Annotated in this window: 15 protein-coding genes; 7 read left to right on the forward strand and 8 right to left on the reverse strand. The window is 74.0% G+C overall.

Going from position 1 to position 15600, the window contains the following annotated elements:
* Positions 1-470: 470 nt before the first annotated feature.
* From ACZ3HQ_RS10470 to ACZ3HQ_RS10480, 3 genes are all read right to left on the reverse strand, one after another.
* Positions 471-1478, reverse strand: a complete 1008-nt coding sequence (locus ACZ3HQ_RS10470) for an MIP/aquaporin family protein (protein WP_467509345.1) — start codon at positions 1476-1478, stop codon at positions 471-473.
* Positions 1479-1775: 297 nt separating this feature from the next.
* Positions 1776-2195 carry a DUF7144 family membrane protein gene (locus ACZ3HQ_RS10475; RefSeq protein ID WP_467509347.1) on the reverse strand — a complete coding sequence of 140 codons (420 nt, stop codon included), beginning with the start codon at positions 2193-2195 and terminating at the stop codon, positions 1776-1778.
* Positions 2196-2327: 132 nt separating this feature from the next.
* A complete protein-coding gene (locus ACZ3HQ_RS10480; protein ID WP_467509349.1) occupies positions 2328-3014 on the reverse strand; it encodes a DUF6445 family protein in 687 nt (228 codons plus the stop codon).
* A 279-nt stretch (positions 3015-3293) separates the two neighbouring features.
* On the opposite strand from ACZ3HQ_RS10480, the gene ACZ3HQ_RS10485 reads away from it, so the two are divergent.
* Positions 3294-4040, forward strand: coding sequence for a DUF4142 domain-containing protein (locus ACZ3HQ_RS10485; RefSeq protein ID WP_467509351.1), 747 nt, complete (start codon positions 3294-3296; stop codon positions 4038-4040).
* On the opposite strand, the gene ACZ3HQ_RS10490 is transcribed toward ACZ3HQ_RS10485, so the two are convergent.
* On the reverse strand, positions 4037-5683 hold the full coding sequence (locus ACZ3HQ_RS10490; protein WP_467509353.1) for a glycoside hydrolase family 13 protein: 1647 nt from the start codon (positions 5681-5683) through the stop codon (positions 4037-4039). The two genes, ACZ3HQ_RS10485 and ACZ3HQ_RS10490, sit on opposite strands and share 4 nt — an antisense overlap.
* Before the next feature lie 73 nt (positions 5684-5756).
* Complete coding sequence (locus ACZ3HQ_RS10495; RefSeq protein ID WP_467509355.1) at positions 5757-6722, reverse strand: nucleoside hydrolase; 966 nt, start codon at positions 6720-6722, stop codon at positions 5757-5759.
* Positions 6723-6890: 168 nt separating this feature from the next.
* Between ACZ3HQ_RS10495 and ACZ3HQ_RS10500 the strand changes: the two genes are divergently transcribed.
* Both ACZ3HQ_RS10500 and ACZ3HQ_RS10505 read left to right on the forward strand, forming a co-directional pair.
* A complete protein-coding gene (locus tag ACZ3HQ_RS10500) occupies positions 6891-7679 on the forward strand; it encodes a hypothetical protein (protein ID WP_467509357.1) in 789 nt (262 codons plus the stop codon).
* Positions 7680-7704: 25 nt separating this feature from the next.
* Entirely contained in the window at positions 7705-7968 is a 264-nt protein-coding gene (locus ACZ3HQ_RS10505) for a hypothetical protein (protein WP_467509359.1), read from the forward strand.
* A gap of 3 nt (positions 7969-7971) precedes the next feature.
* Here the strand turns inward: ACZ3HQ_RS10505 and ACZ3HQ_RS10510 are convergent, their stop codons facing one another.
* Positions 7972-9315 carry a helix-turn-helix domain-containing protein gene (locus tag ACZ3HQ_RS10510; protein WP_467509361.1) on the reverse strand — a complete coding sequence of 448 codons (1344 nt, stop codon included), beginning with the start codon at positions 9313-9315 and terminating at the stop codon, positions 7972-7974.
* A gap of 110 nt (positions 9316-9425) precedes the next feature.
* Here ACZ3HQ_RS10510 and ACZ3HQ_RS10515 point away from each other — a divergent pair, with 110 nt between their 5' ends.
* Together ACZ3HQ_RS10515 and ACZ3HQ_RS10520 are read left to right on the forward strand one after the other, a co-directional pair.
* Positions 9426-9623 carry a hypothetical protein gene (locus tag ACZ3HQ_RS10515; RefSeq protein WP_467509363.1) on the forward strand — a complete coding sequence of 66 codons (198 nt, stop codon included), beginning with the start codon at positions 9426-9428 and terminating at the stop codon, positions 9621-9623.
* A 272-nt stretch (positions 9624-9895) separates the two neighbouring features.
* Positions 9896-11443: an LCP family protein gene (locus ACZ3HQ_RS10520; protein ID WP_467509365.1), complete on the forward strand. Its 1548-nt coding sequence runs from the start codon at positions 9896-9898 to the stop codon at positions 11441-11443.
* Positions 11444-11475: 32 nt separating this feature from the next.
* Here the strand turns inward: ACZ3HQ_RS10520 and ACZ3HQ_RS10525 are convergent, their stop codons facing one another.
* Together ACZ3HQ_RS10525 and ACZ3HQ_RS10530 are read right to left on the reverse strand one after the other, a co-directional pair.
* Positions 11476-12528, reverse strand: a complete 1053-nt coding sequence (locus ACZ3HQ_RS10525; RefSeq protein WP_467509367.1) for a hypothetical protein — start codon at positions 12526-12528, stop codon at positions 11476-11478.
* 78 nt (positions 12529-12606) lie between these two features.
* Positions 12607-13812, reverse strand: a complete 1206-nt coding sequence (locus tag ACZ3HQ_RS10530) for a PP2C family protein-serine/threonine phosphatase (RefSeq protein ID WP_467509369.1) — start codon at positions 13810-13812, stop codon at positions 12607-12609.
* Positions 13813-14004: 192 nt separating this feature from the next.
* Here ACZ3HQ_RS10530 and ACZ3HQ_RS10535 point away from each other — a divergent pair, with 192 nt between their 5' ends.
* Together ACZ3HQ_RS10535 and ACZ3HQ_RS10540 are read left to right on the forward strand one after the other, a co-directional pair.
* Entirely contained in the window at positions 14005-14472 is a 468-nt protein-coding gene (locus tag ACZ3HQ_RS10535) for a hypothetical protein (RefSeq protein WP_467509371.1), read from the forward strand.
* 82 nt (positions 14473-14554) lie between these two features.
* The gene (locus tag ACZ3HQ_RS10540; protein ID WP_467509373.1) at positions 14555-15478 is read left to right on the forward strand and encodes a hypothetical protein; all 924 of its coding nucleotides are present in this window, start codon (positions 14555-14557) and stop codon (positions 15476-15478) included.
* Positions 15479-15600: the final 122 nt, after the last annotated feature.

Consider the following 15600-nt stretch of genomic DNA (forward strand, 5'->3'; position numbering starts at 1 on the left):
CCCTCGCACTCCGAGCGCCCACCCTCACCGGGAGGCCCATCACCCGCGCCCCCCACCGCGACAGCGGCCAGCGCGCTCTTCCCCACCCCCGCGGCCCCCGTCACCGTCACCAGCCGGTTCCGGGCCAGCTCCTCCCGGAGGGAAGCCGTCTCCTCGCTCCGGCCGATCAGGCCGCCCGGTCCACAACGCCCCGCTGCGGACGCCCACTCGGCGTCCTCGGCGTATGCCCACACTTTTCTGCGCTCCGTAGCTCGCGGCGGTGCGGCACCCCGTGGCCGCACGCTCAGAGAGGGCAGCCAAATCGTTCCTGCACCGCGCCGCCTTCACGCAGAGTCCAACGGCCGCCCGCGACCTCGGGTGCGGACGCGGACCAGGGATCACACGCCGCACTGAACCCTCGTACACAGGTGCACATACCGGTGGGCGGCCCGGAATCCGAGCCGCCCACAAGTCCAGCCTGCCGGGAGAACCTAATACTCGTCGTCCTCGTCCGGTCCCTTCCGCTTGTCGCCGCCCTGGCCGGTCTCGTCCTCCCGGTCGATCGTGCGGACCGGGCGGGTCCGGCCGGGCTCGGGGAGTTCGCCGAGGTGGCTGCGGAGGTAGAGGACGTCGCCGACGAAGAGGTCGTAGAGGAAGATGCCGAGCAGGCCGCCGATCAGCGGGCCGACGATGGGAATCCACCAGTAGCCGCTGAACTGGCCCGGCACGCTGCCCGGGAAGGCGAGGCTCCCCCAGCCCGCCACCCAGGTGAAGAGCCGGGGGCCGAAGTCACGGGCGGGGTTGATGGCGTAGCCCGCGTTGGCGCCGAAGGACATGCCGATCGCGGCGACCGCGAAGCCCACCATCAGCGGGGCCAGATTCGCCTTCACCGCCTGGTTGCGCAGGTCCAGGAGGGCGACCACGAACATCACCAGAAAGCCCGCGCCCACGATCTGGTCGATCAGCGGACCCCAGATGCCCCCGTGGAAGTAGGGCGCCGGGAAGGTGGCGAAGATGGAGAACGAGGCCAGGGTGTGGCCGTCCGTCTTGGGCCCCTTCACCGCGGCGTCGAAGGTGTCGATCGCGTTGTGGTAGACGAGGTACACCAGCGCCGCCCCCGCGAACGCGCCCGCGACCTGCGCGAACCAGAACGGCAGCACCTTCAGCCAGGGGAAGCCGCGGCGCACGGCCATGGCGAGGGTGACCGCCGGGTTGAGGTGGGCGCCGCTGACGCCGCCGGCCACGTACACACCGAAGGTCACGGCCAGCGCCCAGCCCCAGGCGACCAGCAGCCAGTCACCGGCGGCCAGGAAGATCGTCGTGGTGGTGGCGGCGCGGCCGGAGCCCGGCAGCGCGGCGACCGCCATGGCGACCACACCACAGCCGAACGAGATCAGGACGAAGGTCCCGATGAACTCCGCCATGAGTTCGCCCGCCAGACCGCCCCGGTGCCGGAGCCGGGACGGTTTGATGAGCGGGGGAATATCGACAGCAGCCATTGAGGCCCCCTAGCAGAGGAGGGGTAGGGCAAACATCCTCATATTCACCCACCCCGCCCCGGCCCGCAGGGCGGGAAACCCGTCCGGCCTAAGGGTTCTTGCCGGGGCGCCCCTTCGGGGAGGTGTCCTACGGGTCGTCAGGCCCCGGCGAGTCTCGCCGTCTGAGCCGCCGTCACCGTACGGACCACAACGCCCGCGCGTCCGCCCCGGCCCGGCACCAAAAACCTTCCCGCCCCACGCGGAGGCCGGTGCCGCGCGGGAGAGCGTCGCGGCACCGGCCCGTAGGGGACGCGGCGGTCAGACCGCCGTGCGGCGCTCCGGGGTCCAGGTCGCCAGCGCCCAGATGATGAAGAAGTCGATCGCGATCAGGATCAGCGACCAGATGGGCGCGTACGGCAGGAACAGGAACTGGAGGATCAGCCCCAGCGAGGTCAGCACGATGCCGACCACCCGCGCCCAGGCCGCGCCCATGAGCACACCAGCACCGGTCGCCACCACGATCACGCCCGCCACCAGCAGAATCCAGCCCCAGCCGGTCAGGTTGATCTTGTAGACGTAGGCGTTGATCCGCGCGTACACATCGTCCGCCGCGATCGCCGAGATGCCCTGGAAGATGTGGAGGATGCCGTTCACCAGCATCAGCACACCCGCGAAGACCGCGCCTCCCTCGGCCAGCCCGCTGTGTGGGGCGCGCGCCGACTGCGTCTGCTGGGTCATGGCCGTTACCTCCGACGTCTCGTCCCCCGTGAACCCCGGTCGGGGTCGTAGGTACGACGATCCGGCGCGCGCGGCCCGGCGACCACGGGTACTAGGCCGTACGGGTGACGCCCCGGTGCGGTCCGGGCCTTCTCAGGCCATCCAGAAGAAGACCGCCGTCATGCGCTTCTCCTCCAGCGTGCGGCCGGTGTAGGCGGTCGCGCTGTGCACCAGGTTGGCGTTGTAGAGCAGCAGACGGTTGGCGCGGTGCGGGACGCGGACGTCCTCCTCGAAGGCGTCCGGGGTGACGAAGCGGGTGCCGAGGGCGTCGATGAGGTTGTTGTGCGGGGCCTGGACGACATTGCCGCCGAGCCGGCCGCCGGGGAGGGACTGGCGGTAGAAGCTGGTGCCGCAGGACTTCGGCACGGCCGGGTTGAGGTAGAGCACGGCCGCGTACCGGCACAGCGCGCGCGAGTCGGTGTGCGGGCGGGGCTCGCTCTCGCCCTCGCCGACGACCTGGACACAGTTGTGGTTGAGGGTGCCGCCGCCGGGCGCCCGCTGCACCCACAGCTCCTTCGCGCCGGTCGCCTTCCTCACCAGCCGTTCCACACGGGCCAGTTCACCGGGTTCGAGACCGGGCATCGCCCGCAGTCCGGGCCAGGTCTCGGAGGTGTACGGGTACCCCTTGGCCCAGTCCTCCTTGGCGAGACACCGCTCGCGCACCGCGCCGGCGTCGGGCAGGGCGTCGTCCAGCACCCAGTAGTCGCGGCCCTCGGTGGGCTTGCGGTACGGGAGGACGGGCAGGGCGGCACGCGTTCTGGGCGGTGACTGTGGGGGCATGCGGCGAAATCTAGGGCCGTGACCTGGGACACTTCGCCCGCAGAGAGGTCAACCTTTGGCCAACGTCCGCTCATACACTGGTTGTTGACGGGCCAAGGACGCCCCGCCGCACAGCACCGTGAAACCGGCGCGGAATCTTTACGGCGAACACCGAGACGAATCGGCTCCGCTTCCGTACTGCTGTGTGTCTGAACCGCCTGTCGGCGGAACCACGACCGGGCAGGAGGAACGGTGCGCTTTTCGCGGAACGCGACGGGAACTCTCTTCGTGGGCGGTGCCATGGCACTGACCCTCGCGGCGCTGGCCTACCCGGGCATGCTCGGGCTGGACACCGTCTCCAGCTCACAGACGCGCATCGTCGCCAACACCCAGTGGGGTCCGCTCACCGAGCAGGACCGGGACTTCGTGGTGAAGGTGCGCGCGGCCGGCCTGTGGGAGTACCCGCTCGGGCAGATCGGGCTCCAGAAGGGCTCCTCCGAAGGGGTCAAGATCGCGAGCAAGCACCTGATCGACGGGCACGCGGCGCTGGACGCCTCCTGCCGCAAGATCGCGCCGATGCTGAACATCACGATCCCCAACGTGGCGAGCCCCCAGCAGGAGGGGTTCGTGACCCAGCTCAAGGGGGAGACCGGCAAGGCGTTCGACACCGACTTCGCCAACATCCTGCGGATGACGCACGGTTCGATCTTCAACGCCATCGCGAAGATCCGGTCCACCACCAAGAACTCGCTGATCCGCTCGCTGGCCGACCAGGCCAACGACACCGTGCTCGACCACATGACGGTGATGGAGAAGACCGGCCTGGTCGACTTCGACCAGACCATCTTCCAGCAGACCACTCCGCCCAAGCTGCCCTCGGACAACCTCACCCCACCCGCGCCGGACCCCGGTCAGCCGCAGGTCGTGCTCACCCCGCCGCCGAACGCCACCTCGACCCCGCTGGCCATCCCCGGCGAACCGGGCTCGAACAGCACCCGCGAGGACCCGGCCCCGGCCCAGCCGAACCCCACCCCGACGATCGGCTAGCCCAGCCACACGGTGGTGTCCGGCGGGAGTACGTCCGGCTCGGTCAACGCGGTGCTGGACAGCAGGAGTTCGCCCGCCGGGCGGGCCACCGGCTCGGTGGTGAGGTTGGTCAGGCAGCGCCAGCCGGGTGTGCGGGTGAAGTCCAGGACGCCGGGCGGTGCGCCGGGCGTCCAGGTGAGTTCCTCGCCCTGGAGCAGCTTGCGGCGCAGCCGGAGCGCGGTGCGGTACAGCTCCAGCGTGGAGCCCTCGGCGCCGGCCTGCGCCTCCACGGCGTACCGGGCGAACGACTCCGGCTGCGGCAGCCAGGCCGGGCCGGGCCCGAAGCCGTACGAGGGTCCGGTGACCGTCCACGGCAGGGGTACGCGGCTGCCGTCCCGGCCCTTACGGGTGTGCCCCGACTGTTCCCAGACCGGGTCGCGCAGGGCCTCGGGGGGCAGGTCGGCGACCTCGGGCAGGCCCAGCTCCTCGCCCTGGTAGAGGTAGGCGGAGCCGGGCAGCGCCAGCATCAGCAGGGTCGCCGCGCGGGCCCGGCGCAGCCCGGCCTCGGGGTCGGCGTCGGGGTCGGTGCCGCCCGAGCGCAGCCAGGCGTCCAGGTCGGTGCCGGGCGGCAGGATGAGGCGGGAGGCGTGCCGGACCACGTCGTGGTTGGAGAGCACCCAGGTGGCCGAGGCGCCGGCGGTGTGCGCCTCCGCGAGGGAGGCGGTGATGGCGCGGCGCAGCCGGTCCGCGTCCCAACCGGTCTCCAGGTACTCGAAGTTGAACGCCTGGCCGAGTTCGTCCGGGCGGGCGTACAGGGCGCGGCGGGTGTCGGGGACCCACGCTTCGGCGACGGCTGTGCGGGGCGGGTCGTAGGTGTCCAGCAGGGTGCGCCAGTCGCGGTAGATCTCGTGGACCTCGTCCCGGTCCCAGTAGGGGTGGCTGCCGGGCGCGATCAGGGGCAGGGCCTCCTCGCCGGTGGCGCCGATCCCGCCGACGTCCCGCAGGGGTTCGGTGAGGTCCTTGGCCAGGCCGTGGGCGACGTCCACGCGGAAGCCGTCCACGCCCCGGTCGGACCAGAAGCGCAGGGTGGTGCGGAAGTCCTCGCGGACCTCGGGGTGCGACCAGTCGAGGTCGGGCTGCTCGGGGGCGAACAGGTGGAGGTACCAGTCACCGTCCGGGATGCGCTGCCAGGCGCTGCCGCCGAACACCGACTGCCAGTCGGTGGGCGGGAGTTCGCCGTACGTGCCCCTGCCGGGGCGGAAGACGTACCGGGCGCGGGCCGCCGAGCCGGGCGCGGAGAGCAGGGCCTCCTGGAACCAGGGGTGGCGGTGCGAGGTGTGGTTGGGGACGAGGTCCACGATGACCTTCAGGCCCAGCCGGTGGGCCTCAGCGACCAGGGCGTCGAAGTCGTCCAGGGTGCCGAGGCGGGGGTCGACGCCCCGGTGGTCGGCGACGTCGTAGCCGCCGTCGGCCAGTTCGGAGGGGTAGAAGGGGCTGAGCCACAGGGCGTCGACGCCGAGCGTGGCCAGGTGGTCCAGACGGGCGGTGACGCCCGCGAGGTCGCCCAGGCCGTCGCCGTCGGCGTCCGCGAAGCTGCGGGGATAGACCTGGTAGATGACGGCCTGCCGCCACCAGTCGGGGCTCTGGGACGAGAAGTCCGCCATGCGGGCTCCGTTCGGTTCACCTAGGGGGTGTCGACAGAAGGCTGTCCATGTCGCCCGGCGGGGGAAACCCGGGTCAGGGCCGCTCCACCGTCTTCAGGTACAGATCCACGTACCGGGCCACGTCCACGTCCAGCGCCACGTCCACCAGGGGACGCGCGCGGACGCCCTCGTGGATCTCGGCCTCGCCGGGACGGGGACGGCGGTCCACGACGGTCTGGCCGCGTGCGGGGCCGGGGGCGAGGCTGACCTCGACCGGGAGCGGGCGGGTGGTGAGCCCGGCCGGGTCGGCGACCGCGCAGACCGCGCCCGCGTCGCCGAGCCCGCCCGCCTCCTCGTCGTCCGGGGTGGTGCCGGGGGCGCTGGGGCGGTGGGACAGCAGGTCACCGGCGAGTTTCGCGCCGGGCTCGGTGGAGGCGCGCAGGCGGCGCACCTCGGTGCCGGGCACCACGACACGGGTGAACACGTCCAGCCCGTACATCGTGATCGGCACGTCCGCGCCGAGCAGGATCGCGGCGGCCTCGGGGTCGTGCCAGACGTTGAACTCCGCGACCGGGGTGGCGTTGCCGACGCCGACCGCGCCGCCCATGAAGACGACGCGCTCGATGTTGCGCGTCACCTCGGGGTGGGTGCGCAGCAGCAGGGCGATGTTGGTCAGGGGCGCGGTGGGGATCAGGGTCACCGGGCGCGGGGAGGCGAGGATCTCCCGGTGCAGCAGGGTGACGGCGTCCACGGCGGCCGGGGCGCGGGTGGGGGCGGGCAGGCCGAGGTCGCCCATGCCGTCGCTGCCGTGGACGTGGCGGGCGGAGCGGGCGGGCTCCAGCAGCGGGCGCTCGGCGCCCCTGGCCACCGGGATGTCGGGGGCACCGGCCCGCTCCAGCACGGTGAGGGTGTTGCGGACCACGCCGTCCACGTCGGTGTTCCCGGCCACGCAGGTCACCGCACGCAGGTCGAGTCCGGGGTGGCGGACGGCGAGGAGCAGGGCCAGGGCGTCGTCGACGCCGGTGTCGCAGTCGATGATCACGGGCACCACGGGCTGCACGGCGGCCTCCTGCCGGGCGTCGCTGCGTACGGACGCCTCGACCCTAGACGAGCGCCCGGCGCCCGGTCCTCGTGCCCTCACCCGAACGGACCGGAGCGCTGGTGGGCCGTGATCGCCGGTGGTGCCGTAGGAGCAGGCAGCGGCCGGAACGATCAGGAGGCACACCCGATGACCGGAGGCATACGTACCCGCGGCGCCCGTGTCCTCCTGCCGCTCGGCTCCCTGCTCGCGCTGAGCGGCTGCGCGACCCTCGGTCTGGAGCATCCGCCGACCGCCACGTACTCCCTGCCGACGGTCGAGAAGCCCGCGGCCACCTCCAAGGCGCCGTCCGGCGGGGGCACCGCGCTCACCGACGCGCAGGCGCAGGCGGCGCTGGTCACCGAGTCCGACCTCGGCTCCCCGTGGGCCGCGGCCCAGTCCATCGCCACCTGGCGGGACGGCCTGCTGAAGGCCAGGTCGGAGGTGGCCGAGTGCCAGCGGCTGCTGGACGCGCTCTACTCCGACCAGGTGCTCGGCGCCCCCGCCCGCGTCGCCGTCGCCCTGGACGACCCCGGCTCCGCCGCCCAGCTCCGCTACCAGATCGGCGCCCGCCGCCCCTCCGACGTGGACGCCGACCTGAAGTGGCTCGGTGAGATGCCGGCCAAGTGCGCCCGCTTCACCGCCACCACCCAGACCGGCTGGACCGAGGACGTCCAGGTCTCCAACCTCCCCCTCCCCGAGGTGGGCGACAGACGCCAGGGCCTCCGCCTCACCCTCACCGCCACCGACCCCGAGAACCCCGACGCCGACGAACAGCACCTCACCCTCGAACTCGCCGCCGCCCGGGTGGGCGAGGACGCCTTCGCCCTCACCAACGGCGGCCAGGGCGACGTCCCCAACGACGCGACCCAGGCGGCGGTCCAGATCGGCGCGCTGCGACTGGCGGACATCCGGCGGCAGGGGCGGGCGCAGGTCTGAGGGCCGCCGTGAGAGCGCCCGGCCCATGTCCGAGACGGGTGAGCGCGGGCGGGGCGGGGTCTCGCCCCCCCATGCCGGCGCCCCGGCGGCACAGGCGGGCTTGCCGCTGGCGGCCGACGACACGGCGGTGACCCGTCGGGTGGCGGAGGCGCCGGTCCGGACGGCGACGGCGGCTGTCGCGCGCCGGCCCGCGCACGCGGCTGCCGAGGCCGACACCGCCCAGGCCGAACCGGCCGCACACCGGCATCCGCGACGCGCTCGCCGGGCCGGACGGGCCGAGGGCGCCTGACCGTCAGAACGGCGGCCCCGCCGGGGCAGGGCCCAGCGTGGTCGTGCCCGGTGTGGTCCGGTGCCCCAGGCCCGTCCGGTAGGCGTCCAGGGCCGCTTCCGTGCGGCCCGTGCGGCGCAGGAGGTCGCCGAGGAGGCGGCAGAGGTCGGCCAGGTCGCCCGCGGCACCGGCCCGCTCCAGGAGGCTCAGGGCGCGTACGTAGTGCTCTTCGGCGAAGTCCGTCTCGTCCGCGTCCTCGGCGATGATGCCGAGGAGGCGGTGGGCTGCGGCGGCGTGGACGGCGCCGCGTTCGGAGGAGAAGTCGCCGAGGACACCGTCGAGGAGGGCGGCGGCCTCGGTGGGTCTGCCCCGGCGGTGCAGGACGTCGGCCAGCTCGACCGCGGCCTGGCTGCGGTACAGCGCGGCGCGGGTCTCGGCCAGCATCTCCAGCGCCTGGCGCAACTCGGTCTCGGCGCGCTCCAGTTCGCCCGCCTGGGCGTGCACGTAGCCGCGCATCCAGTGGCAGTTGGCCAGCTCGGTGCGCAGCCGGAGTTGGCGGTAGAGCCCGGCCGCCTTGGCGAGGGAGGCGTCCGCCTCGGCGTGCCGGCCCTCGGCGAGCAGCGTACGGGCGACCGAGCGGTGCATCCGGGCGATCAGCACGGGGTCGGCGGCGCGCGGGGCGAGCGCGAGGGCGAACTCGGCGGCCTGGGCGGCGCGGGCGTGGGCGCCCATGTCCATGTACGGGCCGATGACGGCGGTGTAGAGGTGGAGCAGGGCATCCGGGTCGTGCAGGCCGCCCCGGTTGAGTTCGTCGAGGGCGGTCTCCAACAGGTAGACCGCGTAGCGGAGTTCACCCGCCAGGTAGTGCGCCACGGCCCGGCCCCGGATCGCGGGCACCCGTGCCGGGAGGCTCTCGCCGGACAGCAGCGCCTCCGCCTGCTCGAAGTGATCGCGCGCGGAGGGGAGTTCACCGGTCTCCAGCCCGCACTCGCCAAGTCCCAGGAGAGCGGCGGCCTGTTCGGGGAGGAGGCCGTGTTCCTCCGCCTCGGCCAGCAGGCCCGCGTACCGCTCCCCGGCCTCCTCGGCGCGGCCGTCCGCGAGGACCCGCTCGGCCTCGGTGAGCCGGAGGCGCAGGGCGGTGGCGAGGCCGGCGGGGCGGCCGGATGCCAGCTCGTCGTAGGTGACGCCGAGGCGGTCCGCGATGTGCCGGAGGGCGTCGTCGGAGGCGCGTACCCGGCCCGCCTCCAGGGTGGAGATGTAGGCGGGGGTGTAGGCGGGCTCGGCCAACTGTCGCTGGGTCATACCGCGTTCGGCGCGCAGCCGTTGCACACGCCGTCCGACCACCTCCGGACCGTCCCGCTCCGGCATGCCCGCCCCTCCCCAACTCCCCTGGGTCCCCTTGTCGTTGGGGTCCCGCAGCCCTAGGTTAAACGGCGGCTCAAGTCCGCTTGACCCGTCGCTGATGTTGCGAGGTAGCCGTGCCAGGACGCACCCCCGCCGCACGCCCCCATGCACCCGGCCGCCCCCGGCTCCGCCCGGCGGACGCCGGACCGTTCGCCAGAGGGGTCGCGGCGGCCGTGGTGGCGGTGGCCACCCTGGTGATCGCCGGCCACGCCTGCCCGGCCCGCGCGGCGGACGCCGTACCGCAGCCCGTCGCCCGGCACGCCCAGCCCTGACAACCCCCGACAACCCCGTCGCGCAAGAGGGTTCTCCGCCCAACTCCGAGTAAAACCCACCCCGTTCCGCGCCGCGAATCACCCCGAACCCCACCGAAAGACCGGTTGTACGGGAGTGGAATATCTCACCGTCAACAGTTGACAGCGGACCCCGCCATTAGGGTGAGCCTCGATCCGGCCAGGCCCTTCGCGCACAGCGCACCGCCCGGCCGCTGAACGGGGATTCTTTTCGGTGGCCGGGGTCGGGGGGCCAGGGCGGAAGGGCACGGGGGATGACGGCTGGCAGCCTGCGCACGGAGGACACCGGGGCACCGGAGACCACCGGCGAGAGCGTGAAGCCGCCGAGAAGGCGGGCAAGGCGCGTCCTGCGCTGGACCGCCCTCGCCCTGTCCCTGCTCCTGCTCGGCACCGCCGCCGCCGGCTACCTCTACTACCGGCACCTCAACGGCAACCTCGCCAAGGCCCCGCTCAACCTCGGCGACAGCCCGAACCCCTCCTCCACCCCGGACGCGGCGGGCCGCACCCCGCTGAACATCCTGCTGATCGGCTCGGACAGCCGGAACACCGCCGACGACCTCGAACTAGGCGGCTCCAAGGGCGACGTGGGCCGCCCCCCGCTGGCGGACGTGCAGATGCTGCTGCACGTCTCGGCGGACCGGAACGACATGTCGGTGATCAGCCTCCCCCGCGACACCATGGTCCCGATCCCCCGCTGCACCGACCCCGTCACCAAGAAGGTGTACCCGGAGCTGAGCCTGGCGATGGCCAACGAGTCGCTGGGCCGGGGCGGCCCCGGCTGCACGGTCGCCACCTGGACGCGGCTCACCGGCATCCCCGTGGACCACTTCATGATGGTCGACTTCTCCGGCGTGGTCGCCATGGCCGACGCCATCGGGGGCGTCCCGGTCTGCGTCGAGCAGAACGTCTGGTCACACACCGCGAACGGCCACGGCTCCGGCCTCAAGCTGAAGGCGGGCACCCACCCGGTCAAGGGCAAGCAGGCCCTCCAGTGGCTCCGCACCCGCTACGGCTTCGAGGACGGCACCGACGTCGGCCGCACCCACGCCCAGCACATGTACATGAACTCGATGGTCCGCCAGCTCCGCGCGAACGCCACCCTCGGCAACCCGGCCGAGATGCGGCGGCTCGCGGAGGCCGCGACCAGCGCGCTCACGGTCGACGAGGGCCTCGGCACGGTCAAGAAGCTGTACGACCTCTCGATGGAGCTGCAGAAGGTGCCCACCGAGCGGATCACCATGACCACCCTGCCGACCACCCCCTGGTCGCAGGACCGCAACCGCCTGGTGCCCGCCGCCGACGACGCCGACAAGCTCGTCTCCATGGTCCGCGACGACGTCCCGCTGGACGGCCGCGGCACCAAGGACCCCGGCCCGAAGGCCACCGACCCGGCCGCGCCCGCCGCCGAGATCACGGTCCGGGTCGAGAACGGCACCGGCGCGGGCCTGGAGTCCCCCGCGCCCGAACGCGCCGGGGCGGTCGCCGGCATCCTCCGCGACCACGGCTTCACCCACACCATCGAGGAGAAGACGCCCGCCACCGAGCCCGGCACCTCCGTCCTCTACTCCGGCACCACCCTCAGGGGCGACGCCCTCGCGGTGGCCAAGGAGCTGAACATCCCCTCGGCCCGCGTCCGTTCGGTGGACGACGCCCAGGACATCACCCTCGTCGTCGGCGCCGACTGGCCCTCCGGCGACCGCTTCCCGGAACCGGCCGAACGCGAGGTACCCGAGTCGGCGGCTGTCCTGAACGGCGACAGCACGGACGCCTGCATGAAGGTCCAAGAGGGCTTCACCTGGTGACCGGCACGGACCGCGCGTACCGGTAAGTGCGGTCAGCCGTCCTGCAGTTGCTCCAGCCGCTCCCGTACGTCGTCCAGGGCACCCTCCCGGCGTCCCGGTACGCGGGCCCGCAACTCCGCCAGCTTGTGGCCCAGTTCGCGGACCCTCTCGGCGTCCTCGATGCGGCCCCACTGGTGGTGGGCGCGGTCCACCGCGGACTCCACGGCGGGGGCGTCGGGGGCGTGACCGGAGGCGAGGCGGAAGCCGGCCACGCCGAGCCAGGCGCGGCAACTGCGCACCGGGTCGCCCGCGAACATCGCCAGGTCGGCCCGGACCTCCGCCCAGTGCAGGGCGTCCTCGGAGGCGGGCCCGTGCCGCCGTACCGCCGCGTCCTGGTGGCGGGCGGCCAGCCGGTCGGCCTCGGCATGGCGCCCGGCCCGGACGGCGGCGCTCAGCGCGGCGTGCGGGTCGCCCTCCTCGTCGGGGGCGGTGAGCACCAGGTTGTGCGGCAGCTCGGCCGCGATCCGGTCCAGCGCCCGGCGGTGCAGCTCGGCGACCGGCGGCCGGTGCCCGCCGCGCAGCAGCGCCGCCACCGCCCGCATGTACGTCGGCTCCGCGATCCGGCGCCATCCTGGCGGCGGCGCGATCCGGCCGTGCACGACGGCCGTACGGCCGCAGTCCAGCGGGCGTTCCGCCAGGCCGGCCCAGGTCTCGGCGTCCGCGTGCAGGTCGAGCAGCAGGTGCGTGGTCCCGGCCGGGCGGAGCCGCAGCTCGTCCCCCAGCCAGTGCCAGGGCAGCGCGGTGTAGCGGGCGGTGGCCGGGGTGGTGCGGGCCAGCGCGAGATGGGGCAGGCGCTGGCGCCGGTCCAGCAGCAGTTGCCCGGTGACGTACACCGTCAGCGGGCCGGACGCGGCGGCGGCCGCGCGCAGCCGGGTCAGCACGCCCTGCGGATCGAGCGGGTCGGCGAGTTCGACCACGTGCGCGGTGTCGGTGCCCGCCAGTACGGACGGGGCGACGGCGCCCAGGGCGGGCAGCACGGCCGCCGCGTCCACCAGGCGGCCGCGGCCCAGCGGCGCGGCCGCGAGCAGCAGCACGGTTCCGGGCATGGCGCCTCCCCCTGTGTTCGGCCGGCCGGGTGCACCGGTCAGCCAGCACCGTAACCGCTGGACGCGGGCGGGCGCGGCTCAGGACGGCGAAGGTCGCCCGGTCGTGGACGCGGGGCAGGGCTCGGACTGCGGCTCGGGGAGCCTGCGGACGGCGAAGACGGTGGTGTCGTCGCCGAGCCGGCCGCGGGTGTGCCGCAGTACGCCCTCGCGGACCAGGCGCACCAGCCGCCGGGGCGCTGCCCGGCCGGGATCGGCGGCCACCGCGCGGGCCACGTCGTCGAGCAGCGGGTAGAACACGTCGGCGGGGCCGCGGGCCTCGGTCACGCCGTCCGTCACCATCAGCAGCGTCTCGTCCTGGTCCAGCCGCTCCCGGCAGGCGGCCGGCCCCGGCTCGGTACCGGCCGCCGCGTCTCCGGTGAGGTCCCCGAAGCCGATCGGCAGCCACTGTCCGCCCGGCAGCGGGCGCACTCCGCGCGGGCCCACGGCGAGCGGCGGCTCGTGCCCGAAGTTGATCACCTCGACGGCGTCCCGCGCGTCCGTGGGGAAGCCCAGGAGCAGGGCGGTGGCGAACCGGTCGCCGTCGTACCGGCCGAGCGCGGCGGTGTGTCCGCGGTGGCGGCACATCCGCACCTCCAGCCGGTCGGCGACGGTCGCCAGATCCGGCTCGTGGTACGCCGCCTCGCGGAAGGTGCCCAGCAGCGCGGCGGCCGTCTCCACCGCGCCGAGCCCCTTGCCCTGCACGTCCCCGAGGAGCACCCGGGTGCCGTGGGGGCCGGGCTGGATGTCGTAGAAGTCGCCGCCGACGCGCGCGTCCACGTCGGCGGCCAGGTACACGCCCGCATGCTCCAGACCGGCCCAGTTCGGCGGCAGCGGGCGCAGCACCGTACGGCGGGTGGTCTCCGCGATGTCCCGCATGTGCAGGCCCTGGCGCTCCCGGCGCATGCGCACGGCGGAGGCGATCACGGCGAGGACGCCGCCGAGCGCGACCAGAATGAAGTCCGCGGGGCCCGCCCGGTACCGCTCGGGGAAGGCGGTGTCCACGGCGAGGTAGGTGACGAGCGACAGCAGGGCGAACACGATGGTCGTGCCCATCCCGCACAGCGCGGCGGCGATGCTCGGCACCAGGACGATCCAGGAGACCATCCGGAACCGCTCACCGGTCTGGAAGTCCACCACCACGATGCCCGCGAGCAGCGCCAGCGGCACCAGCCAGGCGGTGCCCCGGCCGAAGATCCGCCGCCGCTCGCGCCCGCGGCGGTACTCCATCTCGGTCACGCGCCCCATCTCCGTCCCGCAGACCGCGCGAAGGTCGCGGCGGGCCGTCGTCCTCGGAGATCCCAGGGGAACACGCCCCGGTTCCCGCCGCATCCGCGCCCCGTCACCCGCCCGGCCGAGTTGCCGGGCCGTCGCCGCAGGTGTGCGCTGGAAGGCGGGCCGTCACGTCGCGGCCCGACGCGGCGAGAGAGGAGCACTCTCATGGCTCACGCGGTACCCGCGCCCGGCACGCCGATCCGAGGCGGCCGCAAGGACGCCCCGAAGGCGATCGCCCCGCCCCCCGACATCTTCGACAGCCGGACCCACCGGATGGCCAGGGTCGCGGTACCGGTGCTGCTGGCGCTGGTCTACGGCTACTGGGCGGCCGCCAACCGGCGCTCCGGCGGGCCGATCACCGGCTGGAACCTGCTCTTCGGGTTCCTCACCGCGCTGGTCTTCGCGGTCGTGCTCTACGCCGTGCTCACCGTCGGGCCCCGGCTGCGGCGCGAGCTGCACGCGCTGCTGTGGGCGGTGTTCATCGGCGCGTCCTTCGGGTTCCTCTACAACCAGGCGGGCGCCTCGCTGGTGCGCTCGGTGGGGATACCGCTGATCGTGGCGGCGGTGACGTTCGTCGTGTTCTTCTACCGCTTCTACACCCGCGAGGACGCGGCGGGGCGCCGGGTGAGCTGAGAGCACCCGGCCGAGCGGGTCCGTCCCCCGAACGCACCCCCACCGCTCGCGCCCCGGGCCCGGCGGGACTTGCCTGTAAGGCGTGCACCCCCGACTGAGGAGTGCCCTGTCGGCCGCCCTGATCGCCCTGGCCTGCCTGCTCGTGCCCTTCGGCGCACCGGCGGCCTGGGCGGCGTACACGCTCACCGACACGGGCCGGTACGTCACCACGATGGCCCCGCTCGCCGCCGACCCGGCCGTGCGGGACGCCATCGCGGACACGGTCGGCGACGGCATCCTCCGCGAGGTCGACCAGCACGCCGACATGACACCGGTACACGGCTCGGTCGGCCCCTTCGTCCGGGACGCGGTGCGCTCCTTCACCCGTACCCGCGCCTTCCGCCTCGCCTGGGACACCGGCAACCGGGTCACCCACGACGCGGTGCTGCGCGCGCTGCGCGAGGACGCCCCGGCGGGCGGCGCCCCGCAGGCGGTCACCGTCGACCTGGCCCCGGTGACCGCCGAGGTCAAGGCCCAGCTCGCCGAGAACCACATACCGCTCGCCGCCCGCATCCCGGTGCGCCACACCGAGGTCCCGGTGCTCCCGGCGGGGGAGCTGACCCGGTACCGCAAGGGATTCCACATGCTCGAAGTCGCCGGTCTGTGGCTGCCGGTGGCAGCCGTCCTGTTCGCCGCGGCCGGGATCGCCCTGGCCGTACGCCGCCGCCGCGCGGTCGTCGCCACCGCCCTCGGCACCGCCCTGGGCGGCGCCCTCCTCGGCCTCGCCCTCACCGCGGGCCGCGCCCTCACCCTCTCCGACCTCCCCGCCGACGTCCCCCACCCGGTGGCCGCCGCCGTCTACGACACCCTCACCTCCGGCCTCCGCACCGTCTCCTGGCTCCTGCTGTTCCTGGGCCTCGCGGTGGCCCTGACGGCGTGGCTGACCCGGCGGCGGTCGGCGCGTCGGAGGGAGGCGGGAGGCGGGAAGTCCACGGGGTCGCCCACGCGGACGCGGGCACGGGTGTAGGCGGCCTTTCGACGGGGCCGGCCGACCCTGCCCCGGGGCCGTCCCGCGGCGCGCTCCCTCGCCTGGGCTCGTCCCGCCGGCGCACTCGGGCTGCCGCCGGAGAGGGACAGGGCGAAGCGGCT

The organism is Streptomyces sp. NPDC018263 (assembly GCF_055562575.1).